26 protein-coding genes are annotated in these 25,547 nt (G+C 62.3%); 12 read left to right on the top strand and 14 right to left on the bottom strand.

Features of this window, described 5'->3' with window-relative positions:
* The first annotated feature begins 3 nt into the window (after window positions 1-3).
* The 4 genes from ACIQ47_RS07660 to ACIQ47_RS07645 all read left to right on the top strand — a co-directional run bounded on the left by ACIQ47_RS07660 (window position 4) and on the right by ACIQ47_RS07645 (window position 3,735).
* Window positions 4-570 carry a TMEM165/GDT1 family protein gene (locus ACIQ47_RS07660; RefSeq protein WP_396437579.1) on the top strand — a complete coding sequence of 189 codons (567 nt, stop codon included), beginning with the start codon at window positions 4-6 and terminating at the stop codon, window positions 568-570.
* A gap of 219 nt (window positions 571-789) precedes the next feature.
* Window positions 790-1,944 carry a homoserine O-acetyltransferase gene (locus ACIQ47_RS07655; RefSeq protein ID WP_396437577.1) on the top strand — a complete coding sequence of 385 codons (1,155 nt, stop codon included), beginning with the start codon at window positions 790-792 and terminating at the stop codon, window positions 1,942-1,944.
* On the top strand, window positions 1,941-2,525 hold the full coding sequence (gene metW / locus ACIQ47_RS07650; RefSeq protein WP_396437576.1) for a methionine biosynthesis protein MetW: 585 nt from the start codon (window positions 1,941-1,943) through the stop codon (window positions 2,523-2,525). The genes ACIQ47_RS07655 and metW overlap by 4 nt, the downstream gene beginning before the upstream one ends.
* 1 nt (window position 2,526) lies before the next feature.
* Window positions 2,527-3,735 carry a Bcr/CflA family efflux MFS transporter gene (locus tag ACIQ47_RS07645; RefSeq protein ID WP_396437575.1) on the top strand — a complete coding sequence of 403 codons (1,209 nt, stop codon included), beginning with the start codon at window positions 2,527-2,529 and terminating at the stop codon, window positions 3,733-3,735.
* Window positions 3,736-3,741: 6 nt separating this feature from the next.
* Here the strand turns inward: ACIQ47_RS07645 and ACIQ47_RS07640 are convergent, their stop codons facing one another.
* From ACIQ47_RS07640 to ACIQ47_RS07630, 3 genes are read right to left on the bottom strand one after another with little or no spacing between them, the layout of a single operon-like run.
* Window positions 3,742-4,278: a VOC family protein gene (locus ACIQ47_RS07640; protein WP_396437574.1), complete on the bottom strand. Its 537-nt coding sequence runs from the start codon at window positions 4,276-4,278 to the stop codon at window positions 3,742-3,744.
* A gap of 37 nt (window positions 4,279-4,315) precedes the next feature.
* Window positions 4,316-4,558 (bottom strand): DUF2783 domain-containing protein, encoded by a 243-nt coding sequence (locus tag ACIQ47_RS07635; RefSeq protein WP_396437573.1) that lies wholly within the window; start codon window positions 4,556-4,558, stop codon window positions 4,316-4,318.
* An 18-nt stretch (window positions 4,559-4,576) separates the two neighbouring features.
* The gene (locus ACIQ47_RS07630) at window positions 4,577-6,262 is read right to left on the bottom strand and encodes an FAD-dependent oxidoreductase (RefSeq protein ID WP_396437572.1); all 1,686 of its coding nucleotides are present in this window, start codon (window positions 6,260-6,262) and stop codon (window positions 4,577-4,579) included.
* A gap of 170 nt (window positions 6,263-6,432) precedes the next feature.
* Between ACIQ47_RS07630 and ACIQ47_RS07625 the strand changes: the two genes are divergently transcribed.
* Entirely contained in the window at window positions 6,433-7,206 is a 774-nt protein-coding gene (locus tag ACIQ47_RS07625; protein ID WP_396437571.1) for a FadR/GntR family transcriptional regulator, read from the top strand.
* 1 nt (window position 7,207) lies between these two features.
* Here ACIQ47_RS07625 and ACIQ47_RS07620 read toward each other — a convergent pair whose 3' ends face one another.
* On the bottom strand, window positions 7,208-8,227 hold the full coding sequence (locus tag ACIQ47_RS07620; RefSeq protein WP_396437570.1) for a Bug family tripartite tricarboxylate transporter substrate binding protein: 1,020 nt from the start codon (window positions 8,225-8,227) through the stop codon (window positions 7,208-7,210).
* 29 nt (window positions 8,228-8,256) lie between these two features.
* Window positions 8,257-9,129, bottom strand: a complete 873-nt coding sequence (locus tag ACIQ47_RS07615) for an oxaloacetate decarboxylase (protein ID WP_396437569.1) — start codon at window positions 9,127-9,129, stop codon at window positions 8,257-8,259.
* 69 nt (window positions 9,130-9,198) lie between these two features.
* Between ACIQ47_RS07615 and ACIQ47_RS07610 the strand changes: the two genes are divergently transcribed.
* The 3 genes from ACIQ47_RS07610 (at window position 9,199) to ACIQ47_RS07600 (ending at window position 11,772) form a co-directional block, all read left to right on the top strand.
* Window positions 9,199-9,993 carry an SDR family oxidoreductase gene (locus tag ACIQ47_RS07610; RefSeq protein WP_396437568.1) on the top strand — a complete coding sequence of 265 codons (795 nt, stop codon included), beginning with the start codon at window positions 9,199-9,201 and terminating at the stop codon, window positions 9,991-9,993.
* A gap of 86 nt (window positions 9,994-10,079) precedes the next feature.
* Window positions 10,080-10,694, top strand: a complete 615-nt coding sequence (locus tag ACIQ47_RS07605) for a lipocalin family protein (RefSeq protein WP_396437567.1) — start codon at window positions 10,080-10,082, stop codon at window positions 10,692-10,694.
* 118 nt (window positions 10,695-10,812) lie between these two features.
* Window positions 10,813-11,772, top strand: coding sequence for an oxygenase MpaB family protein (locus tag ACIQ47_RS07600; RefSeq protein WP_396437566.1), 960 nt, complete (start codon window positions 10,813-10,815; stop codon window positions 11,770-11,772).
* Between the two features lie 92 nt (window positions 11,773-11,864).
* Here the strand turns inward: ACIQ47_RS07600 and pcp are convergent, their stop codons facing one another.
* Both pcp and ACIQ47_RS07590 read right to left on the bottom strand, forming a co-directional pair.
* Window positions 11,865-12,524, bottom strand: coding sequence for a pyroglutamyl-peptidase I (gene pcp / locus ACIQ47_RS07595; RefSeq protein ID WP_396437578.1), 660 nt, complete (start codon window positions 12,522-12,524; stop codon window positions 11,865-11,867).
* Window positions 12,525-12,535: 11 nt separating this feature from the next.
* Window positions 12,536-13,972, bottom strand: coding sequence for an NAD-dependent succinate-semialdehyde dehydrogenase (locus ACIQ47_RS07590; protein WP_396437565.1), 1,437 nt, complete (start codon window positions 13,970-13,972; stop codon window positions 12,536-12,538).
* Window positions 13,973-14,164: 192 nt separating this feature from the next.
* Between ACIQ47_RS07590 and ACIQ47_RS07585 the strand changes: the two genes are divergently transcribed.
* Entirely contained in the window at window positions 14,165-14,950 is a 786-nt protein-coding gene (locus tag ACIQ47_RS07585) for a DODA-type extradiol aromatic ring-opening family dioxygenase (protein WP_396437564.1), read from the top strand.
* Between the two features lie 155 nt (window positions 14,951-15,105).
* Here ACIQ47_RS07585 and ACIQ47_RS07580 read toward each other — a convergent pair whose 3' ends face one another.
* Both ACIQ47_RS07580 and argE read right to left on the bottom strand, forming a co-directional pair.
* Window positions 15,106-15,558, bottom strand: a complete 453-nt coding sequence (locus ACIQ47_RS07580; RefSeq protein ID WP_396437563.1) for a tripartite tricarboxylate transporter substrate-binding protein — start codon at window positions 15,556-15,558, stop codon at window positions 15,106-15,108.
* Window positions 15,559-15,600: 42 nt separating this feature from the next.
* A complete protein-coding gene (argE, locus tag ACIQ47_RS07575) occupies window positions 15,601-16,821 on the bottom strand; it encodes an acetylornithine deacetylase (protein WP_396437562.1) in 1,221 nt (406 codons plus the stop codon).
* Between the two features lie 24 nt (window positions 16,822-16,845).
* Here argE and ACIQ47_RS07570 point away from each other — a divergent pair, with 24 nt between their 5' ends.
* Window positions 16,846-17,268, top strand: coding sequence for an NIPSNAP family protein (locus tag ACIQ47_RS07570; RefSeq protein WP_396437561.1), 423 nt, complete (start codon window positions 16,846-16,848; stop codon window positions 17,266-17,268).
* Between the two features lie 13 nt (window positions 17,269-17,281).
* Here ACIQ47_RS07570 and ACIQ47_RS07565 read toward each other — a convergent pair whose 3' ends face one another.
* Genes ACIQ47_RS07565 through ACIQ47_RS07555 form a run of 3 tightly spaced genes read right to left on the bottom strand, consistent with a single transcriptional unit; the run spans window position 17,282 to window position 22,130 of the window.
* Window positions 17,282-18,001, bottom strand: a complete 720-nt coding sequence (locus ACIQ47_RS07565; protein ID WP_396437560.1) for an SDR family NAD(P)-dependent oxidoreductase — start codon at window positions 17,999-18,001, stop codon at window positions 17,282-17,284.
* 21 nt (window positions 18,002-18,022) lie between these two features.
* Entirely contained in the window at window positions 18,023-21,241 is a 3,219-nt protein-coding gene (locus ACIQ47_RS07560) for a 4Fe-4S double cluster binding domain-containing protein (protein WP_396437559.1), read from the bottom strand.
* A 31-nt stretch (window positions 21,242-21,272) separates the two neighbouring features.
* A complete protein-coding gene (locus ACIQ47_RS07555) occupies window positions 21,273-22,130 on the bottom strand; it encodes a methyltransferase domain-containing protein (RefSeq protein ID WP_396437558.1) in 858 nt (285 codons plus the stop codon).
* 227 nt (window positions 22,131-22,357) lie between these two features.
* On the opposite strand from ACIQ47_RS07555, the gene ACIQ47_RS07550 reads away from it, so the two are divergent.
* Entirely contained in the window at window positions 22,358-23,692 is a 1,335-nt protein-coding gene (locus ACIQ47_RS07550) for a serine hydrolase domain-containing protein (RefSeq protein WP_396437557.1), read from the top strand.
* A gap of 237 nt (window positions 23,693-23,929) precedes the next feature.
* Here ACIQ47_RS07550 and ACIQ47_RS07545 read toward each other — a convergent pair whose 3' ends face one another.
* A complete protein-coding gene (locus ACIQ47_RS07545; RefSeq protein WP_396437556.1) occupies window positions 23,930-24,325 on the bottom strand; it encodes a type II toxin-antitoxin system death-on-curing family toxin in 396 nt (131 codons plus the stop codon).
* The gene (locus tag ACIQ47_RS07540; RefSeq protein WP_396437555.1) at window positions 24,322-24,549 is read right to left on the bottom strand and encodes a transcriptional regulator; all 228 of its coding nucleotides are present in this window, start codon (window positions 24,547-24,549) and stop codon (window positions 24,322-24,324) included. The genes ACIQ47_RS07545 and ACIQ47_RS07540 overlap by 4 nt, the downstream gene beginning before the upstream one ends.
* Before the next feature lie 261 nt (window positions 24,550-24,810).
* Here ACIQ47_RS07540 and ACIQ47_RS07535 point away from each other — a divergent pair.
* On the top strand, window positions 24,811-25,547 hold a 737-nt coding region (locus tag ACIQ47_RS07535), incomplete at its 3' end, for a Bug family tripartite tricarboxylate transporter substrate binding protein (protein WP_396437554.1).

Genomic DNA, 25,547 nt, shown 5'->3' with positions numbered 1-25,547 from the left:
CCCATGGAAGCATTCTTCGTCTCGACCGGCATCGTGGCACTGGCCGAAATGGGTGACAAAACCCAGCTTTTGTCACTCGTGCTGGCCGCCCGTTTTCGCAAGCCCTGGCCCATCGTGTTGGGGATTTTGGTGGCCACGCTGGCCAACCATGGCCTGGCCGGTGCCGTGGGCAGCTGGGTCACCACCGTGATGGGCCCCGACGTGCTGCGCTGGGTGCTGGGCGCGTCCTTCATCGCCATGGCGGTGTGGATGCTGATTCCCGATAAGCTGGACGACGAAGAAGGCGACAGCGCACCGCGCATGGGGGTCTTTTTGACCACGGTGGTGGCGTTCTTTTTGGCCGAGATGGGCGACAAAACCCAAATCGCCACCGTGATGCTGGCGGCGCAATACAACGCCTGGTTTGCCGTGGTGGCCGGCACCACCCTGGGCATGATGCTGGCCAACGCCCCGGTGGTGTGGCTGGGCGACGCCATCACCCAACGTGTGCCGCTGCGCCTGGTGCACCTGATCTCGGCGGGTATTTTTGCCGTGCTCGGCGTGATCGCGTTGTCGGGCTGGGGCAGCTGAGCAGTCCATTGACCCGGATGCTGGCCTTGCTGGCGCTTGCCCAGCCTTGGGTTTCATCGCCCTTATACTCGCCCCATGCGCCGATTTGAACCCGATTGCGGGCGCCGGAACCTTACGGGTTTCGAAATTCAGCTAAATGGCGTGTGTTTCATCTCACAGAAACCCGGCCCAGCTGAGTGCGAAGCCGGGTTTTGTTTTTTGAACACCAGAACACATTCGATGATGATCGCCGAGTCCCAAAGCATGCTGTTTGAAGCCCCTTTGCCTTTGCAAAGCGGCGCGTCCATCCGTGGCTATTCGCTGAGCTACGAAACCTACGGCACGCTCAATGCCGACAAGTCCAACGCGGTGCTGATCTGTCACGCGCTGAACGCCTCACACCATGTGGCGGGAGTGTACGCCGACCAACCCAAAAACCTGGGCTGGTGGGACAACATGATCGGCCCCGGCAAATCGCTCGACACCGACCGATTTTTTGTCATCGGCGTGAACAACCTGGGTTCTTGCTTTGGCTCGACGGGCCCCATGCATGAGAACCCCGACACCGGCCGCGTCTATGGCGCCGACTTCCCGGTGGTCACGGTGGAAGACTGGGTCAACGCACAAGCGCGCTTGCTGGACGCGCTGGGCATTGATCAACTGGCCGCCGTGATGGGCGGAAGTCTTGGCGGCATGCAGGCGCTGTCTTGGACGCTGCAATACCCCGAGCGCGTGAAGCATGCGGTGGTGGTGGCCAGTGCGCCCAACCTGAACGCCGAAAACATCGCCTTCAACGAAGTGGCCCGCCGCGCCATCGTGACCGACCCGGACTTTCACAACGGGCACTTTTATGCGCAAGGCGTGGTGCCCAAGCGCGGCTTGCGCATTGCCCGCATGATTGGCCACATCACGTACCTGAGCGACGACGTGATGAACGAAAAGTTTGGCCGAGAGCTGCGCGAGGCCGTCACCCACAACGCCACCGGCTACAAATACTCTACGCAAGACGTCGAGTTTCAGATTGAAAGCTACCTGCGCTACCAAGGCGACAAGTTCAGCGAATACTTCGACGCCAACACCTATTTGCTGATCACCCGGGCGCTCGATTACTTTGACCCGGCCCGCGCCTTCGGCGGCGACCTGTCCAAAGCGCTGGCCCGCGCCAGTTGCAAATTTTTGCTGGTCAGCTTTTCCACCGATTGGCGCTTCTCGCCCGCCCGCAGCCGCGAGATGGTCAAGGCCTTGCTCGACAACCGCCGCGACGTGAGCTATGCCGAAATCGATGCACCGCACGGGCATGATGCCTTCTTGCTGGAAGACCCCCGCTACATGAACGTGGTGCGTTCTTACTTTGACAACATGGCGCAGACTTTGAACGAAGGAGGTGCGGCATGAGCGACCCCTTGATCATGCAAGCCATGGCCCGCCTGGTGCCGCAAGGCGCCCGCGTGCTCGATTTGGGTTGCGGCGATGGCGCTTTGTTGGCCTATCTGCAGCAACACAAGGGCTGTACCGGTTACGGCGTGGAGCTGGACGACACCAATGTGCACGCCTGCGTGCAGCGCGGCGTGAACGTGATTCAGCTGAACCTGGACGAAGGCCTGAGCCTGTTTGCCGACCAGTCGTTTGACGTGGTGCTGCAGATCGACACGCTGCAACACCTGCGCAACGCCGAGACCATGCTGCGCGAGACGGTGCGCGTGGGCCGTGTGGGTATCGTGGCCTTCCCCAATTTTGCGCATTGGTTCAACCGCTTGAGCGTGTTGCAAGGCCGCATGCCGGTGACCAAGCGCCTGCCCTACCAGTGGTACGACACGCCCAATATCCGCGTGGGCACTTACGCTGACTTTGGCGACTTGGCGCGTAAAAACGGGCTGCGTGTGGTGGATGCCTTTGGCCTGCAAAACGGTCAAGAAGTGCGTCTGTGTCCTAACCTGATGGCGGGCACGGCGGTCTACAAGTTGCAGCGCGGCTGACATGGCCAGCGCGCCTGGGACCCAGGAAACGGCCGCCCACAGCCCCTGGCTGATCGCCAACGTGTTGGCACAAATCGCCTTTGGCCTGCTGGCCATGACGCTGTGCCTGCCCTCCATGCAAGAGTGGGGCGCGATTTTTGACACCCCCCAAGCCGATGTGCAGCTGACCTTCAGCGGCTACGTGGTGGCCTACGGGGCTTTGCAACTGGTGTACGGCCCCTTGTCGGATCGGTATGGGCGCAAGCCCATCCTGATGCTGGGGCTGGTGGTGGCGGGGTTGGCTTCGGTCATGGCCGCGCTGGCCAACGACATCACCACACTGATTGCCGCCCGTGTGCTGCAAGGCGCGGGCTGCGCCGCCAGCATGGTGGTCAGCCGCTCCATGGTGCAAGACCTGTTCACTGGTCCGCAGCGCACGCGGGTCATGGCCTACATCGGCATGGCGCTGGGCATGTGCCCGCCCCTGGCCACCCTGATCGGCGGGCAGATGCATGTGCGCTTTGGTTGGCAAACCAACTTTGTGATGCTGGCCGTGTTGGCCGTGGTGCTCTTGGTGGCAGCGTGGCTGGGCTTGCCGCGTGGGGCCCAAACCGCGCCTGCAACGGGCCACTGGCTAAGGGCCATGCTCAGCGCCTATGCGCGCTTGCTGCGCGAGCCGCGCTTTTTGCTTTACGTCGCCATCCTGGCGGCCACCACCGCCACGTTTTACGCTTTCCTGGCAGGCGCACCCATCGTGCTCAAGGGTTACGGCATCGGGCCCGACGGCATTGGCTGGTTCATCATGGCTGTGCCTGTTTCCTACATTTTGGGCAACTTCATGACCTCGCGCCTCATCGCGCAAGCAGGCGAATCGCGCGTCATGGCCTGGGGCCAGGTGCTGACGCTGGGCGGCTTGGTGGTGATGCTGGCGCTGGGCTTGGGTGGCGTGCAGACGGCGCTGGCCGTGGCCCTGCCCTTGTTGCTTTTGGGTTTGGGTCATGGCCTGCTGAACCCACCTACGCTGGCGGGCACGGTGGGCGTGGTGCCCGCGCTGGCAGGCGCAGCCGCTGCGGTGGCGGGCCTGATGCAGCAACTCACCGGGGCCAGCGCCGGCTACCTGGTGGGCTTGGTGCCGCACGAAGGCGCGGTGAACTTGGGTTGGATGATGCTGGGCTTTTCGTTGGTCGGGGCGGTCGCGCAGTGGGGCTTGCGCCGCGACAGGAGGCCTTGAGTGCCTTCAACTTTGCAGTTCGGTCTCGTGCATCCAGGCCGCGTGTTTGGGGGCGCGTTTGGTTTGCGCCCACTCGTTGAGCATGTCCCATTTGCACGCGTCGAGCTGGGCGTACATCTCGGGCGTGCCCACGTCGGTGGCCAGTTCCAGGCGGTGGCCGTTCGGGTCAAAGAAGTAGATGCTCTTGAAAATGGTGTGGTTGGTGGGGCCCAACACCTCGACGCCGTTGGCTTGCAGTCGGGCCTTGGCGTCTTCGAGCGCTTGCAGGCTACCCACCTTGAAGGCAATGTGCTGCACCCAGGCGGGGGTGTTTTCGTCACGGCCCATCTCGGGTGAGTTGGGCAGTTCAAAAAAGGCCAGCACGTTGCCGCCACCCGCGTCCAAGAACACATGCATGTAAGGATCAGGGGCCTTGGTGGAGGGCACCAGGTCTTCGGCGATGGCCAGCACGAAATCCATGTTCAGGTTTTTCACGTACCACTCGACGGTGGCTTTGGCGTCTTTGCAGCGGTAGGCGGCGTGGTGAATGCGGTCGATTTTCATGGGGGTCTCCGGTGTTCGTTGTGGCTTGTCGGTGAGCTCAGTCGATTTGGCGGGCGGCCTGCAGTGCCTCGCGCAGCACGCGCAAGTCGCCAATGTGGTTGGCCAGCAGCAGGATCAATCGGGCGTTGAATGCTTCGCTTTGTTCGTCGCTCAGACCGTTGTGGGCGTTGATCAGGTGTTCATAAAACTCGTCGCCGGGCGAAAAATCGCGGAAGAAGCGGCGACCTGCTTCATGGAAATTGGGCGCGGTGTTCAAGGTGGTCGGTGTGTCGGTGGGCATGTCTGTTCTCTCTTCCATTCAGGCCAGTTCGCCCACTTGCCCCAAGGCACGGGCCAGGGCCGCTTGCAGCTGGGCGCTGTCCAGGCTGCGCCAGCGCGCCAGCACATGCTGGTCGGGGCGCAGCAGGTAAGAGGTGCCGGGCTGGGCGTCGTAGCGCTTGGCCACCAGGCCTTGGGTGTCGACAACCACGGTCATGCCGGGGATGTTCAGGGGGCTGGATGTGACGATGAGGGGGGTGACTTGGACAGGCTCATTCGCGCACGGGGGTGCGCTCCTACAAGATGCCAGTTGTGCCAGGACCTCGGGCGAAGGCGGCGCATCGGCAAACAACATCACTTGAAACCCTTTGCCCACCTGGTTGAGCAACCAAGCATCTTGGCCATTCACCTGCACAGGCGCATCGTCCATCGGTGCGCCGGGCACCATGTTGCCTTCAAACGCGTCGACATCGGGCGTGTTGAGCACCGAACCAGTCAAGAAAGAGGGCACCGACAAGCGGCCCGAGTTGACCAGCTTGCGCGCAAACGGGTGGTGCTTGGCCAGCGCCAGCACCTGGTTGCGAAAGGTCTTGCTGGTGCGGCTCTTGGGCGTGATGAAGTCGGTCGAGCGCGTCGAGTTCATGATGTTTTCGTCGGCGGCAAACTGGCGGTCGTGCGCGTAGGTGTCGAGCAACTTCTCGCTGGCCTGGCCCTTGATGACCAGCGCCAACTTCCACATCAAATCGTCCGCATCCTGAAAACCTGAGTTGGCCCCGCGTGCGCCAAAGGGTGAGACCTGGTGCGCCGCGTCCCCTGCGAACAGCACGCGGCCATGGCGGAAGTCGGTCATGCGGCGGCATTGGAAGGTGTAGATGCTGACCCACTCCAGCTCAAACGGACGTTCATCGCCCAACATGGCTTTCAGGCGCGGGATGACTTTTTCGGGCTTCTTTTCTTCTTCGGGGTCGGCGTCCCAGCCCAGCTGAAAATCGATGCGCCAGACGTTGTTGCTCTGCTTGTGCAGCAGCACGCTTTGGTTGGGGTGAAAGGGTGGGTCAAACCAGAACCAGCGCTCGGCGGGGTAGTCGGCTTTCATGATCACGTCGGCGATCAAAAAGCGGTCCTGGAACACACGGCCTTCGATGTCCAGTCCCAGATGGCGGCGGATCGGGCTGCGTGCGCCATCGGCCACCACCAGCCAGTCGGCTTCGATGTCAAACGTGCCCTCAGGCGTTTCAACTGTCAGGGTGGCGTGCGCATCGTGGGGCGTGACCGCAGTGACTTTGTGCTGCCAGCGGATGTCGGCACCCAGCTCCAGCGCTCGGGCGATCAGCATTTCCTCCACATGGTATTGCTGCAAGTTGATCATGCCGGGGCGCTTGTGGCCGGCGTCGGGCACCAGGTTGAACTGGTAGACCTCGTCTTCTTCGAGGAAGGTGCGCCCGATGTTCCAGCTCACGCCCAAGCCGCAGGCCTCGTCGGCAATGCCCAGGCGGTCCAGAATTTCGAGCGAACGCTTGGCGTAGCACACCGCCCGCGAGCCGACCGACACGGTCTTGTCGTCGTCGAGCACCAGCACCTCAAGCCCCTGCAAACGGGCATCAATGGCTGCAGCCAAGCCCACAGGCCCCGCGCCAATGACGATCAACGGTTTGCGTTGCGGCGGCGTGGACATCAAGTCGGCGGGCGACTTGTACGGATAAATCGGGTTCACGTAAGCACCCATGTGCGAGCTCCAGAATGGTCAAAAAGCACCCTTCGGTGCCCAGGCCGTAATTTACCATTGATAAATCAATTTACCTAAACGTAATTTTAAAACACCCAACGACACCTGTTTGACAGCACCCCGCTGCGCGGCCCGTTATGCTCAGATTTGTTTTTTTGTATGACAACTCCATGAGCCCGCACTTCACCCCCGTCTCCAGTGGCGCACGCCTGTCCGATCAGGTGGCCGAGCAATTGAGCGCCGAGATCACGCAAGGCCGTCTGGTGCCGGGCGACAAACTGCCCACCGAGGCGCGCTTGGTTGAGCAATTCGGCGTCAGCCGCACCGTCGTGCGCGAGGCGGTGTCGCGCCTCAAATCGCTGGGTCTGGTGGACTCGCGCCAAGGCAGCGGGGTGTTTGTCAGACAGCAACTGCCCTTTGCGCCGCTGCAGTTCGAAGCCCGGCAAGCCGCTTCGCAAGAGGCCGTGATTCAGATGGTGGAGGTGCGCCGCGCCTTGGAGGCCGAGGTGGCGGCGCTGGCGGCCGAGCGGCGCAGTGCCCGCGACCTGCTGGCCATCGAACAAGCGGTCCAGGCGCTGGAGCAGGCCGTCCAGTCGGGCGGCGATGGTGTGGCCGAAGATGTGCATTTCCACCGGGCGATTGCCGAGGCCACGCACAACCCTTTTTTGATTCAGACCCTGGGCTACCTGAGCCAGTTCCTGCATGGGGCCACCCAGGTCACCCGGGCCAACGAGGCCCGGCGTGGCGACTTTGCCGCCGCTGTGCGCAACGAGCACCAGGCCATCTTGCAGGCCGTGCGGGCCGGTGATCCTGTGCAGGCCCGGCAAGCCGCCGCCGCGCACATGGACAACGCCATCGGCCGCATCCGCAAAGCCGACCCGGCCTTTTGGGTGCAAGAAGGCGAGCGGCTGGCGCAGCCCTTGGTCAAAGGGCTGCAGGGCTGAATCACTCCGCCTTGATGCCCGCCGCTTTGACCACCGCCGCGTAGCGCGACAGGTCACGCGCCATGTCGCGGCCAAAGCGCTCAGGGCCACCAGGGCTGGCGCTGATGCCCAGGGTGTTCAGGCGCTCGCGCACGGCCGGGTCGTTCAGCACCGCGTTCAGCTCGGTGTTGAGCTTGTCCACAATCGCCTGGGGCGTTTTGGCGGGGGCCAGCAAGCCCACCCAGGAGTTGATGTCGAAATCGGTCACGCCGCTTTCAATGAAAGTGGGCACATCGGGCATGGACGGGGCGCGTTGCGCGCTGGACACCGCCACCGCATGCAACTTGCCCGACTTGACGTGTTGAATGGCACCCGCCACGGCGGTATACACCAGCGGGATGGAGCCGCCCATCACATCGATCATGGCCTGACCGCCGCCTTTGTAGGGGATGTGGGTGAGGTTGGCACCGGTGCGCTGCTTGAGCAATTCACCGGCGATGTGTGGCGTGCCGCCCGTGCCCGATGTGCCATACGACAAGCCGCCCGATTGTGTTTTGGACAGGGCGATGACTTGCTGCAGTGTCTTGGCCGGCACGCCGGGGTGCGACACCAAAATCAAAATCGCGTCGCCAATCTTGCCGATCGGCGCGAAGTCTTTGGCGGTGTCAAAACCCACTTTGGGAAACACATGGGGGTTGATCACCATGGTGCCGTCAAAGCCCAAGAGCAGGGTGTAGCCATCGGGTGCTGCGGCGGCCACCATTTGTGTGCCGATGTTCCCCGAGGCCCCGGGCTTGTTTTCCACGATCACCTGCTGGCCCAAGCGCTTGGACAACTGCTCTGCGATCAATCGGCCGCTGGTGTCGGTCACGCCGCCGGGGGCAAAGGGCACCACCAGGCGGATCAGTTTGGCAGGGTAGGCGGCTTGCGCAGCGGCCGTGCTGGCACTCATGGCCAGACCGCCGAAAGCCGCCGCCATCACTGCGGCGTTCAAAGTGGTTTTGAGCCATTGGCGGCGGTGTGTTGTGGTCTTTTTGGTCATCGTTGTCTCCAAGTGGTTTCAGGGGTGAATCAATCGGTCTCGGCGTAGCGCTTTTCAAAAGCCCACACGTCTTCAAAACCCATGAGGCGGGTCAGATCGGCAAAGTCATAGAGCGGCGTGCTGCCCTTGGCCGACGAGCCTGTGTCCTTGAACTGCTGGTACACCTGCGTCATGGCCTGCACTCCGGCCAGCAAGGCGGTGACAGGGAAGATCGCGATCTTGTAACCCAGCGCTTCAAGCTCTGGCTTCGTCAGGACGGGGGTGCGGCCTTTCTCGACCATGTTGGCCACCAGCGGCAGGTCAAAGCTTTGGCCAATGCGGCGCATTTCTTCTTCGGACTCGGGCGACTCCACAAACAAAATGTCGGCCCCCGCCTTGGCATAGGCCTCGGCCCGGCGCAGCGCTTCATCCAGCCCCAGCGTGGTGCGGGCGTCGGTGCGGGCGATGATCAAGAAGTCTTTGGACTCACGCGAATCAACAGCCACCTGGATCTTGCGCACCATGTCGGCCATGGGGATCACGCGGCGGCCAGGGGTGTGGCCGCATTTTTTTGGGAACTCCTGGTCTTCAAGCTGGATAGCGCAAGCGCCTGCGGCTTCGTAACCCCGGATGGTGTGGCGCATGTTGAGCAAGCCGCCGTAGCCGGTGTCGGCATCGGCAATCAGCGGTGTGCGGGCCATGCCCGCCATGGCGGTGACGCGGCCGACCATGTCGCTGTAGGTGGCCAGGCCCGCATCGGGCAGGCCCATGTGCGAAGCCACGGTGCCGTAGCCGGTCATGTACAGCGCATCAAAGCCAAAACTGTCGGCCAAGCGCAGCGAGACCATGTCGAACACACCGGGCGCCACCACCAGACCCGGCTGGTTCAAACGCGCACGCAAGGCAGAGGTTTTTGAGTTCATGGGGCAAAGAAAAAAGAAGGGTGTTTAAATCACAGCATTCAATTTGTCATTTCATCAGAAGAGTCCCCCATGAATCTGCACCTAAGCGACAAGCATGTTTTGATCACCGGCGGCAGCAAAGGCATTGGCCTGGCTTGCGCTCACGCCTTTCTGGAAGAGGGCGCAAGGGTCACGCTGGTCTCGCGTGACGCGGCCAACCTGAACAATGCCCTGCAAAAACTGCACGTCCACTTTCCGGCCGACCGCATCCACACGGTGGCGGCCAATTTGCGCGATGCGGCGCATGCCCTGACGGCGCTGAACTCGGCCGAAGCCGCGTTCGGCCCGGTTGACGTGTTGGTCAACTCGGCGGGTGCGGCCAAGCGCACGCCCGCACCCGAGCTCACGCCCGAGGCCTTTGCCGACGCGATGCAGGCCAAATATTTCACCACCATCCACATGCTCACCCCCACCATCCAGCGCATGGCTGCGCGCGGCCAGGGCACGGTGGTGAACATCGTGGGCAATGGCGGCAAAGTGGCCAGCCCCATCCACCTGCCCGGCGGTGCTGCCAACGCGGCCTTGATGCTGGTGAGCGCGGGTATGGCCGCGGCTTATGGGCCACAGGGCATTCGGGTGAATGCGGTCAACCCCGGCCTGACCCTGACCGATCGCCTGCAAGAAGGCATGGTGGCCGATGCGCGGATCAAAGGGATCGACACCGATGAAGCCATGGCACAAGCGGTCGCCAAAATTCCCTTGGGCCGCATGGCCGAGCCCGAAGAAATAGCCCACGTCGTGCTGTTTTTGGCTTCGCCCAAAGCCAGTTATGTCACCGGCATTTGCATGAGCATGGACGGTGCGATGAACCCGATCGTGGTGTAACAGACAGACTCGGTGCAGGGGCGCTGTGGCCAGATCGTTGCAGTGGCCCAGACGCCCCCTGTATCCGCCTACAGGACAACCCCACTATGAACCCCATAACCCGGTCTATGAACGCGCCACGCCGAGGGGCCGTCCCAGCCCTTCTTTCTGCTCTGACCCGCTTGGTTGCAGGATGGCTGGCTCTGGCACTGATCGCCTTCACGGCCATCGCCCCAGCGCATGCCGAAACCGCGCCTTTGCAATCCGTGCCCTCGGTGGATGTGCTGCGCTACATGGGCACCTGGCACGAGATCGCCAAATACCCGAACTGGTTTCAGAGAAAATGCGCCAGCAGCACGCAGGCCACCTACACGCTGCAAGCCGACGGCCGGGTGCAGGTGCTCAACCGCTGCAAAACCGACAAGGGCGAATGGACCGAGGCACTGGGTGCGGCACGCCAAATCGGCGGGCCCAACTCTCCTCGGCTCAAAGTGCGCTTTGCCCCTGAATGGTTGTCGTTCATTCCGTTGGTCTGGGGCGATTACTGGATCATCGATCTGGACCCGGACTACCAATGGGTGGTGGTGAGCGAGCCGAAACGCGAGTATTTGTGGATCTTGGCGCGCACGCCGCAAATGCCTGCGGCCACTTACCAAGATCTGTTGGGCAAACTGCTCGACCGTGGCTTTGACCTGAAACGGATCGAACCCAGCCGACCTTGAGCCCAAGGGATTCGAGCAGGGCCACCGCGTGCAGGTGCAGCGGCCCATGTCATTGCCCTTGGCCAAGCAAGACTGCGCCGGCTGACCCACACTGGGGGTTTTTCAAAACCTGCAGGCCATGGCCAGTTTTTCATTTTTTCAATCCCCTTTGCACACACAGCTGCAAACGCACCTGGAAGCGCAGATCAAGGACCAACTGGGTCAGCGCGTGCGGGCCATGACCGGGGCCACGGGCGATGCACGCGACTTTTTGCAACCCGCAGGCGACCCTGGCCTGTTCGGCCCCGATTCGGCCGCCTGGCAGGTGCACGCCCACTTTGTGGCCATGATGACCGGGGGCTTGTCTTCGCTGGTGCTGCAGGCCTTGCACCCCCGGGCGTTGGCCGCCGTGTGGGACCACTCCAGTTTTCGCACCCAGCTGCAGGCGCGCTTGGGGCGCACCGCCCTGTTTGTGGCCACCACCACCTATGGCGGCACGGCGGCGGCCTTGCAAACCATCGAGCGGGTCAACCGCATCCACGCACACATTCGCGGCACGCTGCCCGATGGCACGCCCTATGTGGCCAACGATCCGGAGCTGATCCGATGGGTGCACCTGGGCGAGACCACCAGTTTTTTGCGGGCTTACCAAGACCTGTCGCTGCAGCCTTTGCGCACGGACAGGCAAGACCTGTACTTTGCCGAAATGGCGCACATCGGCGAGCGTTTGGGCGCGCACGACCTGCCCCTGACTCGCCACCAAGCCTGGAGTCAGCTGCAAGCCTTTCGCCCCGAGCTGCGGGTGGACGACCGCACCCGAGAGACGATTGCGCTGATCGAAAACTACCCGTGCGCCCCCTTGGACCGGCCCTTGGTGAGTTTGATCGTGCGGGCCGCGTTTCAGATGCTGCCCGATTGGGCGCTGGAGCTGCTGGGGCGCGAACGCAGTTGCGCTCTGGAGCAAGCCGCTGTGCGCACGGCCTTGCAGGGCATGGGTGCCTCGCTGGCCTGGGCTTTTGCCGAGACGGGGGTGGCCGCCCGGGCCCGCCAGCGCATGGCCACTGAACTCAAGGCTGTTGGATCGTTTCCAGGTACTTGAGCAAGGACATGACAAAGTGGACCCCGGGTCTTCGACCGGGGGTGACAAAGCGGGGCGGCGTGCTGGTTGGGTTCTGCAGATCGGCTTGCAAGTCAGTTGAGCGTGCCGCCACTTAAGGCCACATCGCCCAAGCCCTGCTGCCGATGCGCCACCAGCACTTTCAGGGCGTGCTGCGCTGCCGCGATCTGAAGGCTGGCAGGCCAACTGGGCAGGCTGGGGCCCTTCCAATGCGCGGCCTGTTCGGGCAGCAGCGGCAAATGCACAAAGCCGCTGTGCACGCCTTGCCCCGCCAGCGCGTGCTGCAGGGCATAAAACACTTGGTTGCAGACAAAGGTGCCTGCCGTTTGCGACACCGATGCCGGGAAGCCGCCAGCGCGCAAACCCGCCACCAGCGCCTTGATGGGCAAGGTGCTGAAGTAGGCAGCTGGCGCTCCCGCCACCACGGGCACATCGATGGGCTGCGCCCCCGCGTTGTCGGCGATGCGTGCATCCGTGACGTTGATGGCCACGCGCTCCACCGAAAAATCGCAGCGTCCCTCGGCCTGGCCCAGCGCCAGCACGATGTCGGGCCGGTGCTGCGTCAGGGCCTGCTGCAAGGCGGGCAGCGCCTGCGCAAACACACAAGGCAGCTGCACCGACACGATCTGGGCTCCCTCCAGCGCAAAGCCATTCAAGGCCCGCGCCACTTCCCAGGAGGGGTTGAGACTTTGCCCGCCAAAGGGTTCAAAGCCGGTGACCAGGATGCGCACCACGGCCATGTCTGTCAGGCGTTGAAGACCGACACCGTCTTGGTGTTGAGGTAGGCCTCCAGCGCCTCGGGGCCGCCCTCGGAGCCATAACCCGAATCTTTCATGCCGCCAAAGGGCAGCTCAGGCCAAGGCGCGGCGGGCTGGTTGACCCACAGCATGCCCACGTCCAAGCGCTGGTTCAGCAGGTGCATGGTTTTCATCGAATTGGTGAAGGCGTAACCGGCCAAGCCAAAAGGCAAGCTATTGGCCTCGGCGATGGCGTCTTCAATCTTTTCGAAACTGCGGATCGCCGCGATCGGACCAAAGGGTTCGTGGTTGACCACATCGGCATCCAGCGGCACATGCGACAGCACGGTGGGCGCAAAGAAGTTGCCTTGCGTGCCAATGCGCTCACCGCCCGTCAGCACCTTGGCACCTTTGGCGCGGGCGTCTTGCACGATGGACTGCATGGCCGCCAGGCGACGCTCGTTGGCCAGCGGGCCCATTTGGGTGCCGGCCGTCATGCCATCGCCGACTTGCAGGGCTTGCGCTTGCGCAGCGAATGCTTCAGCAAAGGCGTCGGCAATGCTGTGGTGCACCAAAAAGCGGGTGGGCGAAATGCAGACCTGGCCCGCGTTGCGGAACTTGGCCGCACCCGCAGTCTTCAGGGCCAAACCGATGTCGGCGTCTTCGGCCAGGATCACCGGGGCGTGACCGCCCAGCTCCATGGTCGCGCGCTTCATGTGCTGGCCCGCCAACGCGGCCAGTTGCTTGCCCACTGGGGTGGAGCCGGTGAAGGTGATCTTGCGGATCAGCGGGTGCGCGATCAGGTAGTTCGAGATCTCGGCCGGTGTGCCATAGACCAGGCCGATGACGCCCGCAGGCACGCCTGCATCGTGGAAAGCGCGGATCAATTCGGCTGGGGCAGCGGGTGTTTCTTCCGGCGCTTTGACGATGATGGAGCAGCCGGTGGTCAATGCGGCGGACATCTTGCGCACGGCTTGGTTGATCGGGAAGTTCCAGGGCGTGAAGGCCGCGACCGGGCCCACGGGTTGCTTGAGCACTTGCTGCTGAACGTGGATGTTGCGGGGCGGCACGATGCGGCCATACACGCGGCGGCCTTCTTCGGCAAACCACTCGATGATGTCGGCGGCCGACATGGCTTCAACCTTGGCTTCGGCCAAAGGTTTGCCTTGCTCTTGCGTGAGCAGATCGGCAATTTGTGGGGCGCGTTCGCGCATCAGCGCGGCGGCTTTGCGCAGGATGGCGCTGCGCTCGTTGGCGGGTGTGTCGCGCCAGATTTCGAAGCCCTTTTGCGCAGCTTGCGCGGCACGCTCCAGGTCGGGGATGCCCGCGTGCGCCAGGCGACCGATTTCGGTGCCGGTGGCGGGGTTGAACACGGGCAGGGTGCGGCCGCCTTCGGCATCGCACCATTGGCCGTTGATGAACAGTTGGGTGTTGGGGTAAGTCATGTCGTGTTCCTGAATTCGAGGGGGTGGCGATGAAAAAAATAAAGGCCCTTGGCCATGGACAAATTGTGGCTGCATTTTGCGACAAGTTGGTCAAACCCGAGACAGACAGAAAGGTGACCGTTGCATTGGCCTACAGTGGGGCACCTCAAAGCCATATTTTGAGAGCCAAATGTTCAGAGCCAAATCAACACCATGCACACGCCTTCATCCGTCTTGTTTGTCCCCCATGGCTCGCCCATGTTTGCATTGCACCCCGGTGCCGCAGGCGCGGCCATGAGCGCATTGGTGCCCCAACTGGGCGCCCTGCGCGCCATTGTGGTGGTCAGCCCGCATTGGGAAACCGCTGTGCCCACCGTGGGTTTTGCCACCCAGCCCGAAACCATCCACGACTTTGGCGGTTTTGACCCGCGCCTGTACGAGATGCAATACCCCGCCATGGGCAGCCCCGAAGTGGCGGCCCAGGTGGTCAGCGCGCTGCAAGCGGCAGGCTTTTCTGTGGCGCAAGACGCCCAGCGCGGCCTGGACCACGGTGCCTGGACGCCCTTGCGCCAGATGTTCCCCGAGGCCGAAGTGCCCGTGGTGCCCCTGTCGGTGCAAAGCCTCCTTGGTCCCGAACACGCTTACCGCGTAGGGCAGGGGCTGGCCCCTTTGGCCCAACAAGGCATTTTGGTGCTGGCCTCAGGCAACATCACCCACAACCTGCGCGATTTGATGGCCGTGCGCACGCAAGGCGGTGCCACGCCCGACTATGTTCAGGCCTTTGCCGACTGGATCCACACCCACATGACGGCCCGTGATGTGCCCGGCCTGCTCGCTTACCGTCAGCAAAGCGTCGGCCAGCGTGCCCACCCCACCGATGAACACCTGCTGCCGCTTTTTACCGCATTGGGCGCAGCGGGGCCCGATGCACAGCCCGAGGCGTTTTTCCGGGGCATCAGCGACCACGTCATCGCCATGGACGGCTACACCTTTGCCTGAGACAGTGAACACTGGCCGCAGGGGCATGGGCCGCATTTTTTGGGCAGCGGGGCCGAACAGGTGATTCGGCTGAGCCACGTGCCGGTGTTGGTGGTTCGGGGGGATTGAACCCTTGGGGCTGCTGAGGCAGTGCAAGCAGCCGCCCACCGCAGGACTCAGTCGATTTTTGCGCCCGAGGCCTTGACCACTTGCGCCATGCGCACATAGTCGGCCGCCAGCAGCTTGCCGAAATCGGCATTGCTCATGTCGCGCGGCTCGATGCCTTGCTTGTCCAAGCGCGCCAACACCACCGGGTCTTTGAGCAGCTTGCTCACAGCCGCGTTGATGCGGTTGGCTTCGGCGGCCTGGATGGCCGCAGGGCCGAGAAAACCGAACCACGAATCAAACTGATAACCCGGCAAGCCGCTCTCGGCAATGGTGGGCAAGTCGGGCAGGTATTTGCTGCGCTGGGGCGAGGTCACGCCCAACAAACGCACGCGGCTGTCCTTGGCAAAGGCCAGCGCGCCAATGCTGGCGGCAATCACGGCTTGGGCACGGCCCGACAGCACTTCGTTGATGGCTTCGCCTGTGGCCTTGAGCGGGATGTGCACCACATCGATACCCGCCAAACCGGTGAGTTTCCTTGTGTAGGGTTCGATCGTTTGAAAAAATCAGGCCACACACACCCGGTCGGCCAAGCGGCGCATGAAGCGCTCGCACCAAGCCAATTGCGCCAGCGTGACCCATTCGTTGGGCTGGTGCGCCTGCGCAATGTGGCCGGGGCCGCACACGATGGTGGGCACACCGGCTTGGTGAAACAGAGCAGCTTCCGTGCCAAACGACACCTTGCCCGCGCCGCTGGCCGGGTCGACCTCGGCGCAGTCAAAACACAGGTTCGCGATCTCGCTGTCGGCGGCCGTGGCAAAACCGGGCAACACCGATTTGAGCTCGTGCGTGATGCCCGTGCCCGGAGCCACTGCCTGCATGGCGGGCACCAGGCTCTCACCAAAGTCTTTGGCGCGGGCAAACAAATCTTCGGGCGTGTTCAGGTGGTGGTGGCGGATTTCCCAGGTCACTTCGCACTGGCGCGGGATGATGTTGAGTGCGGTGCCGCCCGCGATCACGCCGGTGTGGATGGTGGTGTGCGGCACGTCGTAAATCGGGTCAAACGGGCCGTTTTGCACCAGCTCGCGGTGCATGCTTTTCAGGTTGGCGACAAACTCACAAGCGATCTCAACCGCGTTCACGCCCAGTGGTGTGAGCGACGAATGCGCCTCAAAACCGTGCACCGTGGTTTTGTAAGAGTGCTTGCCTTTGTGCGCAATGACCACCTGCATGCCCGTGGGCTCACCGACGATGCAACCTGCGGGTTTGAAGCCCTGCGCCTGCATGTCGGCAATCATGCGGCGCACGCCGATGCAGCCGACTTCTTCGTCGTAGCTGAAGGCCAGGTGAATCGGGCGCTTGAGTTTTCTTTTCAGCAATTCGGGCACCATCATCAAACAGATGGCGCCAAAACTCTTCATATCAGTCACGCCCCGGCCGTACATCTTGTCGCCTTTGATTTCGACCTTGAACGGGTCGGTGTCCCAAGGCTGGCCGTCCACCGGCACCACGTCGGTGTGGCCCGACAGCACCAGGCCGCCAATTTTGGTTTCGCCATCGTGCGCGGGCAGCGTGGCCCACAAGTTGGCCTTTTGGCCGCTGTCGTCGTAGGTGCGGCTGCAGGCAATACCCAGGTCCTTCAGGTAAGCCTCGGTCCAGTCCATCAAAGCCAAATTGCTGTCGCGCGAGACAGTGGCAAAGGCGATCCATTTTTCGATCAGGGGCAAGGCGGCCAGGTCGGCGGCCTGCACATTCGCCAAGGCTGCGCGGGAAAGTGGGGCGTTCATGGGTTTGCGTCCAAAGAAATCAGGGTGGGAATCATCTTACAGGTCGCCAGAACCGGCAGCGTCACCTTGCCGACAGCGCAGCTGCTCAGGCCCGCCTACAGTGAGCTGTCCATCCACCAGGAGTTTTTCATGGCCATTTATGAGCTGCGCACCTACAACGCCATCGTCGGGAAAATGTCGGAACTCACCTCGCACTACAAAAACGAGGGCTGGCCTGCGCTGTCCAAGCACCCGTCCAAACTGGTGGGTTACTTCACGGGCGATGTGGGGGCCTTGAACCAGCTGATCCACATCTGGAAGTTTGACGACGATGCCGACCGCCGTGCCTTTTGGGCCGGGGTCTACGGCGATCCGGACTTCCTGGCCTTTGCCGCCAAAATTCGGCCGCTGATTGCCGAGCAGCAAAACAAGCTCATGCTGTCCGCGCCATGGGGACCACAGCCCTGAGACTTGGCTGGGCTTATTGAATCAAGTAGCCACCGTCCACGGGCAAGACCACGCCCGTGATGAAGCGCGCCGCCGGGCTGGCCAAAAACAGCACCGGATCGGCCACGTCTTCCGGTTGGCCCCAGCGGCCCATCGGCGTGCGGCCCACAATTTGCGCGCTGCGTGTGGCGTCTTCTTGCAAGGCTTGCGTCAAGGGCGTGGCAATCCAGCCTGGGGCCACGGCGTTCACGCGGATGCCGTCGGCTGCATAAGCAATGGCCAGCGACTTGGTCAGTTGCGCCACGCCGCCCTTGCTGGCGCTGTAGCCCGGTGTGAGGCCGCCTCCAAAAAAGCTCAGCATGGATGCGGTGTTGACGATGCAGCCCCGGCGCGCTTTGAGCCCTTCACGCGCTGCGGCGCAGGCGCGCATGGTGCCGTTCAGGTTGATGTCCACGGTTTGGGCAAACACCTCGGGGTCGTGCTCGACGTTGCGCTGGATGATGCCTGCGCAGTTGACCAGCACATCGAATTCACCCAACTCACCGAGCACGTTTTGCACATACTCGTTTTGCCGCACATCCAGCACATGGAAAGCGATCATGCGGTTGGTGGGCAGGGCTTGCGCTGCCGCCACCTCGGCAGGCGTGGCCCCGGTGGCCGTCACGCTGGCGCCGGTGGTGGCAAAGGCCCGTGCAATGGCCGCGCCAATGCCGCTGGTGCCGCCGGTGATGAAAACTTTTTTGACCGTGTTCATGAAACTTCTCCCTTGCTGCTTTTAAAAATTGAGGGTGATCACACCCCCCGCATGCTGGGCGCGTGAGCAGCACAAAATGATTTTGTGTTGCCGCTCTTTTTGGCCAAGCACAAAGTCGCGATGCTCGATGTCATCGGACAGCGCCGCATCGTAAGGCCGGGCGCAGACGCCGCACAAACCGTCGCTGCATTTCACATCAATGGCCACGCCCGCTTCGGCCAGCACCTCGGTGGCGCTGCGATTGGCAGGCACGCTCAGGCGGCGGCCAGATGGCTTGAGCACCAACTCAAAGGGCTGGTTCACCCAAGCATCGGCCTCGGGCACGCTGAAGTACTCGCGGTGCAGGGCCTCACCCGGCCAGCCGTGTGCGCTGGCGGCCTCGAACACGCCGTCCATGAAGCGCGGCGCGCCGCAGGTGTAGACATGCCCACCCGCAGCAAAATCGGGCAGCAGTTGCATCAGGTCGGCGCGTTGGCCTTCATCCTTGAAGTGGAACTGCACCCGATGGGCCCACGGCGCTTCGGCCAGGTCTTTCAAAAAGCCCGCCGTTTGGCGGCTGGCCGCGCTGTAATGAAAGTCAAAGGGCTTGCCCAAAGCGTGCAATCGGTGCGCCATGGCGATCATCGGCGTCACGCCGATGCCGCCTGCAAACAACCAAGAGTGAGTGGCGTCTTCGTGCAGCGCAAAGTGGTTGGCCGGTCGGCTCACGAACACGCGCCGCCCCTCGCGAAACACCCGGTGCATCAGCGCCGAGCCGCCGCGCCCGCCAGACTCGGGCGGCTCGCGCAACACGCCCAGGACATATTTGCTGCGGTCGGCCGGGTCGCCCGCCAAGCTGTAGGGCCGCTGGTATTCAGGGGCAATCACCACGTCGATGTGGCCGCCCGCCTCAAACGGCGGCAACTCGCCGCCATCGGGCGCTTTGAACTCGTAACGCGACAGGCCTTCGGCCATCTCTTCGCGCCGGTGCAGCACCACCGGGAACACGGGCGGCTCGGCGGGCAGTGGCTGCGGCCCGGGGGCCAAGCCGTCGGTCTGGCCTGCCGCCAAGCGGGCTTGGTATTGCGCGGGGCTGAGCAGCGTCTGGTAGCGGGCAATGCCCTCTTCGCGGTTGACGGGGTAGGTCACCGGGTAAGGCGGCGGCATTTTGTCGGCCGGGTACACGGCCAGGGTCTGGTCTTCGTAGCGCAGGTTCAGGTCTTTTTGCAGGGTGCGGCGGTGGGTTTGCGCGGCCTGAACATAGCGGCCAGAGGTTTTGTCCAGCTCGATGTCCCACCACCACTTTTTGACCGGGTTGATGCTGCCGCGCTCCAGCAGGTCATCGAGCCGCGCCAGCGCCGGTGCAGCGGCGGGCAGCTTCATGGCCACTTGCCGCCACAGGCTGTCGGCCAGCAGGCCTTCCAAGTTCCAGGGGCAGGTTTTCATGCAGCGGCCGCACATGCCGCCCGCCGCGTTGGTGATGCGGTAGCGGGCACATTTTTCAGCGTCACTTTTCCAGATTTCATAGCCGTTGTACATCAGCTTGGGGCCCGCAGTGATGGCCCCGGACGGGCATTCGCGGGCGCACTTGTTGCAGCTTTCGCAAAAGCTTTGCAGGCCAAAGTCGATGGGCTGGTCGGGGGCCATGGGCATGTCGGTGGTCAAACTGCCGCTTTTCAGGCGCGGCCCCAAAAACGGGTTGAGGATCACCTCGCCAATGCGGCTGACTTCACCCAGGCCCGACAGCAACAACAAGGGCGGCTGCAGCACATCGCCGTCCAGCACCGAATGCACCCGGGCCGAATAACCCAGCCGCCGAATTTGCTCGGCCACAATGCCGCCCATGAGCGAAAACCGCAGGTAAGCCCGCATGCTTTGCGCCACCGAAATCCAGTCGTCGCCGCTGGCGCCCTCCATGGTTTCGTGGCCCTGGTCGATCAGCAGGTTCACCGCGTTGGCGTGGTACGCCGGCATGGGGTTGCCGCCCGCATCGTGCGAGTAATAGGCCCACTCGGGCACGGCGCACAGGCCCACCGCGTCCACCCCGAGGTAATACGACGCGGCTTTCAGGTTGTCGGCATTGCGCTGGGGGTTGGCGGTGCTGGCGGCCACTGGGCCACGGGCCGCGCCAAATTGCAACAGCAGCAAAGCGCCCAGCGCCCGGCGCGCGCAGGCACCGATGGGGCTTTTCATCACGTAGTGGGCGTTCTTGGCGTCGTCTTGCACCGACTTGCCCAAATCGCCAAACAAGGCGCGCGCAAAAAAGTCGGCCCGCTTGGGGAAACGCGGCACCCGGTCGTGGTCGATGAAGGTGGTGGGCGTGGCCTGGCGCTTGAGGGTTTCAAACGGGTGCGCGCCTTGGCGAAACTCGCGCTGGGCAAATGCGTCTTGGTGAAACGCGCTCTTGAACGTGCCCAGCCCCAACCACCAAGCCGGGCCGTGGCTCTGCCAGCGGTTTTGCTGAGGGTCCAGCGCCTGGTCGGGGGCCATGGCCAGCGTGGTGCTGACGGCGGCCAAGGCATAGCGCTGAGCCACATACGGGTTCTCGCCGTCGCCCAGCGTCAGGCCTGCGGCCAGGGCCAAGCGGCTCAAATCCAAGTCGCTGCAGCTGGCACTGTGGGCGCGGGCCTCGTGCCCCAGCATGCGCAAATAGCTCGACAACAACACCGCCGTTTGTGCGGCCAGCACGCTGGCGCGCTGTGCCTGCGTGCCCGCCAACCAGTCGCAACCGGGCTCGCCGGGTTTCGGGTCGCGCGCAAACTCCACCAAGATCACGATGGCGTGGCTGTGGTGCGCTATGGGGCCATGCACCGTGCGGGCCGAATCCAGCACATCGGCCAGGATCATGTCCATGCCTGCGGCAAAACTGGCCGGCTGGCTTTGCGCCAATTCTTCGCCCAGGGCGGGCACAGCCGGGTTGCGGATCGGCTCGGCCAGCCAGGCCGATGCAGGCAGGGCGCACATGCCCATCATCGATGCGTCAAAGTAATAACCTGCGGCCTTCAGGTGCTGGGCGCGTTCCGTCAGGTCGGTCGGAATCTCCCCCTCTTTGGGGTTGACCGCGCCGTCGCGCACCAGGTCGAACATGGCCATGTACCGCGCCATGGCGTGGGCCAGCGATTCGGGGTCGTCGTGCGCAAAACGCAAAGCCTGCATGGGCGGCAGCGCGCTGCCGTCGGGCGTGGCGGTGGTGCGGCGCAGGCGCTCCAGCGGGTAAGGCCCCAGGTGCACCGGGCGGTCGCGGTAAGAAAACAAGCGCATGGCGGGTGGCCCTGGAGATGAAAGACGCGCTTCAGTCGCCCACGCGTTGAAGGGTGACTTTCACCACCTCGGGCTGGAAATCGCCCATGCCATAGGGTCCGACCACTTCGCCCTGAATTGAAGCGCCTTGCACCCGGGCCTGAACGGCTTTGAGCTGCCCATCGGCCTGGACAAAGCTGAAGTGCAAGTCAGCGCCGTGCAGGCGCGCACCCAGCAGGGTTTGCGTTTGCCCGCCCCAGCGCAGGGTGCCACCCAAGCGTTGGTGGCGCTGGGTCAATCGCAACAAAACTGGCCCTTGCAGGGGCAGGCCCTGCACCGACCACTGGCCTGCCACCGCGGCGGGCACGGTCCAGAAATAGCCCGTGTTGGTGCCCGCGCGAATGACCTGGTCAGGCTCCCAGTCACCCATAGAGAACGTGTTGGACAACACGCGTGTGCCGGGCCGCATGGCCAAAATGGTGGGGCGCAACTGCGCGTTCAGCTCTTCCAGCAGGTACAGGGTGACCACCGTGGCCTTGGAAAAGTCTTCCTTGAAGATGTCGCCATGCACGATGCGCACCCGGTCGGCCACGCCCGCGCGCTGCGCGTTGCGCTGGGCCAGCGCGGCCAGGTCCTTGTTGTATTCGATGCCCCAGGCCCGTGCTCCAAACTGCCTTGCTGCCGCGATCGGGATCTTGCCGTCGCCCGCACCCAGGTCGACCACCTCGTCATTTGGGCCAACGCGCGCTGCCGTCAGCATTTGCGTGACGAGCTCATCGCGGGTGGGCAGCCACATCACATCCTTGCCCATTTGGCCGAGTTTGGGAGCGTAGGTTTCGGGTGGCAGGCTGGCGCAGGCTTGCAGCAAGAGCATGGCCAAAAGGGGCCAAAGGCGGGTGAATTTGGACATGGGCTGGGCCGGACGTGGCAAAGGTGTTGTGAGATTTTGGAGGGTAACCGGATTTCAGGGCTAGCAATGCCCTTGGGTCTGGTCTTGAAGGACTCATGTAACGCGGGAGACACTTTTTCAGGTGCTAACCCAAGAACATGATGATGAGTTCAATGCATTTGAATTTCTGAAGGATTTTTATTTGGACTCTCTTAAGTCATCAAACACAATTTTTTTTGGAAACACACATGACCATTTATTTGAAGAAAAAACAGATTTCTTTCAAACCCAGTTTACTCATGGCTGGCGCTGCTTTGTTTTTCGCGCAGTCTGCGTTGGCGCAACCCTTGCCCAAAGCCTCGCCGGAATCTGTAGGGATGTCCAAAGAAAGACTGGCGGTACTGTCAGAGACCATGAAGCAAGAGGTTGCCAGCAATCGGTTGCCCGGTGCTGTCGTGATGATTGCGCGCAATGGCAAACTGGTCTATTCGGAAGCGTTTGGCAAAACAGGCCAAGCGGGTGGCGGTGACATGAAAGAAGATTCGATTTTCAGAATCTATTCCATGACCAAACCGCTGGTATCCACCGCACTCATGATGCTGGTTGAAGACGGGAAAGTTCAACTGACAGATCCGGTCTCCAAATTTCTTCCCGCTTTCAAAAGCCCGCAAGTCAGTGTTCCGTCCATCCATCCCGTATCGGGTGCCGTGACCTTCAAACTGGTGCCCGCCAACAGTGAGCCCACGATTCAAGATTTATTGCGGCACACATCGGGGATCGCTTATGGCGAACTCACCGCCAATACACCCGTCAAAGATGCTTACACCAAAGCCAAAGTTTTCCTTCCCAGCGTCCCTTTTGACGCACGCGGTGTGACACCCAACGAGATGTCTGAGGGCGTTGGTAAAGCGCCCCTTGCGCAGCAACCCGGTACCACTTGGGAATACTCCCTGTCTGTAGATATTCAAGGGCGCGTTGTTGAAACCGTCAGTGGCAAACGCCTGAATGACTTCATGAACGAGCGCATGTTTGGACCACTCAAAATGAAGGACACAGGTTTTCATGTTCCTGCGGCCAATGCATCACGGTTGGCTGAAGCGTTTGCCAAGGACCCATTGACCGGCGCAGCCAACGTATTGATCGACGTTTCCAAAGTGCCAGGCAATGACTCGGGCGGTGCTGGCGGTGTTGGCACCGCGGGCGATTACATGCGGTATTGCCAAGCCATGTTGAATGGCGGATCGCTGGACGGTGCGCGGATTCTGTCCCCCTCTACCGTGCGGCTCATGACGGCCGACCACCTTGGCACCGCCATCAACACGACCACCAACCCTGGTCAACTCTTATTGGGAACCAACGGTTACACCTTTGGACTGGGTTTTCTGGTTCGATCGCAAGATGGGATTGCACCCGTTCATGGCTCGGCGGGGGAGTTCATGTGGGCAGGTTTTGCCGGGACTTTTTTCTGGGCAGAACCCAAAGAAAAACTGTGTGCTGTTTACATGACGCAGTCACCTAGTCCATTGCGTGCCAGCTACCGCAGGCTGATGAAAAATCTGGTTTCACAAGCCATTGTGAACTGATCCAAGCCAAGCAAAGCCCAGATTCAAATTGGGCTTTGCTTTTGTTTTCGAGTGTCCAATTTGGCGGTGCCAGATGAGTTGACTTGATGCTTGTCAGCCGCGCCAAAAGCGGACCACGACAAGCGAGCCATGGGGTGGTGGCGCACAGGCATGGATTTCCGCGTCGCAGGCTCCTCGCAATGACGGAAGGGGCGCGCCTCGCAATGATGGAATCACGGCGCCGTGACGGGTGAAGTGTTATGGCAAAGACGTCACCAGTCGTTGCCTTATCCATTGGGCGACTTGCGGCTGGGTCATGTTGCCGGCAGCAACAGCCAGCTTGAAGTAAATGGCGTCGAGCTGATCGAACACCAGCTTTTGATCGTTGATGGCCAAAAACAAGCGACCGACCACCCATGCGGTGCGTTTGTTGCCATCGTTGAACTCGTGGCTGGTGGCGATGCCAAAAATGTAGGCCGCAGCCAAGTCTGCTGCATCAGGACCTGGTTTGCCGTAAGCGTCGAGGTTTTGGGCCCGATGCAGCGCTGACTCCACCGCGTTGAGGTCCCGTATGCCATCCAAGCCGCCATGCACGGCCAGCTGCTTGTCATGGACCGCAAACACAGTGTCGCGGTGGACCCACTGCCAACTCATTTGGCCAGAACGCGCAGGATCTCGCGGTCGTCGTGCATGATCGACTCGGCCAAGGCCATCTGCCGCTCAAACTCTGGGCTGTAGGGCGTGATGCGCATCGCGCCGTCAGGGGCTTCGGTCATAAAAAGCGTATCGCCCTTTTGCACATTCAAAATGCGCTTGGCCTCCTTGTTCAGGATCAAACCCTCTGATGCACCGACGGTGGTCACTTTAAAGCTCAACATAACGCCTCCGTTGACTATATAACTTTTATTATATAGCTGACTTCTGGCGAGTAACGTCAATGCGTCCCTGAACACGGGTTACTGCGTGGATTGCCACGCCCTGCGGCCTCGCAATGACGGGAGCGGCACCACCATGACGAACTGGGTAGTTTGCCGTCTGAATCAACAAGACTGCCTCCGCCCTTGTCCGTGTTCACCCTGATGCAGGGCGAGTCCAAAATTTGTATGATGACCTGATCAATTCACATCTGGAAACACCCCATGCAACGCAGAAACTGGCTCTTGGCCGCTACCGTCTTGGCCATGGCCACGCCTTTTTGGGCCTCGTCGGCGCTGGCCCAAGCCTGGCCCGCCCGCCCCATCAAGCTGGTGGTGCCCTTCCCACCCGGTGGCCTGATCGACAACATGGCGCGCTTGGTCGCACCTAAGCTGGCGCTGGAGTTGGGCCAGCCCATCGTCATCGACAACAAACCCGGTGCCGGTGGCAACTTGGGTGCGGCCGAGGCGGCGCGTGCGGCGGCAGATGGTTACACCTTGCTCATGGCCTCGCCGCCTCTCACGATCAGCCCGGCGCTGTACAGCAAGCTGCCTTACAAGCCCGAGCAAATTGCCCCGGTGGCCTTGCTGGGCCGTGTGCCCAATGTGCTGGTGGTCAATCCGGCTGCGGGCATCAACAGCCTGGCCGAACTCACCGCGCTGGCCCAATCCAAGCCGGGTCAACTCAATTACGCCTCCAACGGGCAAGGCACGTCGCTGCACCTGAGCGCCGAGCTCTACAAAAGCCAATCGGGCGCGTTCGTCACGCACATCCCTTACCGGGGTGCGGCAGCGGGTCTCACGGGCCTGATGGCGGGCGAGGTGAACATGATGTTTGACAACCTGCCTTCGGCGCTGGGCCTGATCAATGGCGGCAAGCTCAAGGCCCTGGCCGTGACCACGCCCCAGCGCAGCAGCGCCTTGCCGGGTGTGCCCACCATGGAAGAGGCGGGCATGAAGGG

It is taken from the genome of Limnohabitans sp., from assembly GCF_044373035.1.
Taxonomy (GTDB): domain Bacteria; phylum Pseudomonadota; class Gammaproteobacteria; order Burkholderiales; family Burkholderiaceae_C; genus Limnohabitans_A.
Note: the sequence above shows the minus strand (reverse complement) of the source record. Positions and strands in the feature narration are given on the sequence as shown.